The organism is Winogradskyella sp., assembly GCF_965656915.1.
GTDB lineage: Bacteria > Bacteroidota > Bacteroidia > Flavobacteriales > Flavobacteriaceae > Winogradskyella.
Genome location: NZ_CBFHMI010000111.1, coordinates 1 through 1,637, shown reverse-complemented (window position 1 = coordinate 1,637; position 1,637 = coordinate 1). Strand labels below are relative to the sequence as shown.

The following is a 1,637-nucleotide window of genomic DNA, read 5'->3' as shown; positions in this document are numbered from 1 at the left end:
ATGTATTCGATAAAGATGAAAAATTAGTGATTGATAATGTCTTAAATTACCCAAATCCATTTGTAAATTATACAGAGTTTTGGTTTAATCACAATAGTGTTGAGCCTTTAGATATTTCGGTTCAGATTTTTACGGTATCAGGTAAATTAGTAAGAACACTAAATGGACAAACTACTGGAGGAAGTAAATCTACGAGCTCTTTATCTAAGGATATTGTTTGGGACGGAAGGGATGATTTTGGTGATAAAATAGGAAAAGGAGTCTATGTTTATAAACTAAAAGTCAGATCTAACCGTTTAAATAAACAAGTTGAAAAGATTCAAAAACTTGTAATACTCTAATAAAAAATTATATTTGTTAATCATTTAATGCTAGTAAAATAGCATTATGAACTTAAAAGTACTCATGAAAAAATACTTAATAACCCTTATCGTTTTTGCAACTATTAACCTAACGTTTGCGCAAGAAACAGTAACTTTTCCTAATCAATCTTCAGTTATAACAACTGGTGTGCCTTTTATGTTAATAGCACCAGACGCGAGAGCTGCAGGTATGGGAGATATTGGTGTAGCAACTTCAGTTGACGGATTTTCACAACAATGGAATCCTGCAAAATATGTATTCTCAGAAGCCAAATCTGGAGTAAGTTTAAGTTATACACCTTACCTCAGTAAATTAGTAAATGATATTTCAATTGGTTATATCACTTATTTTAATAGACTGAATGAATTTAGTGCTATATCTGCCAGCTTTAAATATTTTAGTTTAGGTGAAATCACTTTAACTCAGGGTGAAAATGATCCTGGAATTAATGTAAAACCTAATGAATTTACAACCGACGTGGCATATACGCTTCGATTAGCAGATCAGTTTTCAATGGCTATTGCCTTACGTTATTTAAGATCTGACCTTAGGATTGATCAAGTAGACCCAAATGCAGACGCTGCCAATACTTTTGGTGCTGATATTACAGGGTATTATCAAAGTGAAGAAGATGCCTACAATGACTTTAACGGTCGTTGGAGAGCAGGATTCGCAATTCAAAATTTAGGACCAAAATTTAAGTACGATGATGGTGGTAGAGAAAACTTTCAACCTACGACTTTAAGACTTGGTGGAGGTTTCGATTTTATCTTTGATGAATATAATAAATTAGGAGTAACAGCAGAGGTTGCTAAGTTATTAGTGCCAACACCACCAGAATTGGGATATGTTGATACGATACAGGATGGTGATACTGAGCCAAATGGTGAACAAGATCCTAATGAACCAACAATAATTGTATCAGGACAAGATAACGATGTAAGTTTTATCGATGGTATTTTCCAATCTTTTGGAGATGCACCAGGTGGTTTTAGTGAGGAGATAAGAGAATTTACCTGGGCATTGGGTGCAGAATATACGTATCAGGATAATTTTGCATTCAGAGCAGGTTATTTTAATGAAGCCGAAGATAAAGGAGCAAGAAAGTTCTTCGCCTTAGGTGCGGGATTCAAGTATACTACAATTAATGTAGATTTGTCTTATCTATTTTCTGCCTCTAGAATACAGAGTCCTTTAGAAAATACATTACGTTTTTCACTGACGTTCAACTTTGGTGCAGGTGAGTATGATGAATATTAGAATAAACAAATAAC

2 protein-coding genes are annotated in these 1,637 nt (G+C 33.8%); both read left to right on the top strand.

Going from position 1 to position 1,637, the window contains the following annotated elements; all coding sequences use genetic code 11:
• Positions 1-341, top strand: a 341-nt coding sequence (locus ACTG3Y_RS13525) for a T9SS type A sorting domain-containing protein (RefSeq protein WP_439153447.1), incomplete at its 5' end; no start/stop codon positions are given.
• 64 nt (positions 342-405) lie between these two features.
• Positions 406-1,623: a type IX secretion system outer membrane channel protein PorV gene (gene porV, locus ACTG3Y_RS13520; RefSeq protein WP_439153446.1), complete on the top strand. Its 1,218-nt coding sequence runs from the start codon at positions 406-408 to the stop codon at positions 1,621-1,623.
• Positions 1,624-1,637 lie beyond the last annotated feature (14 nt).

Bases quoted from the DNA above. Each gene is read 5' to 3' on its own strand.
- porV (WP_439153446.1), top strand. From the start codon at position 406: ATGAAAAAATACTTAATAACCCTTATCGTTTTTGCAACTATTAACCTA.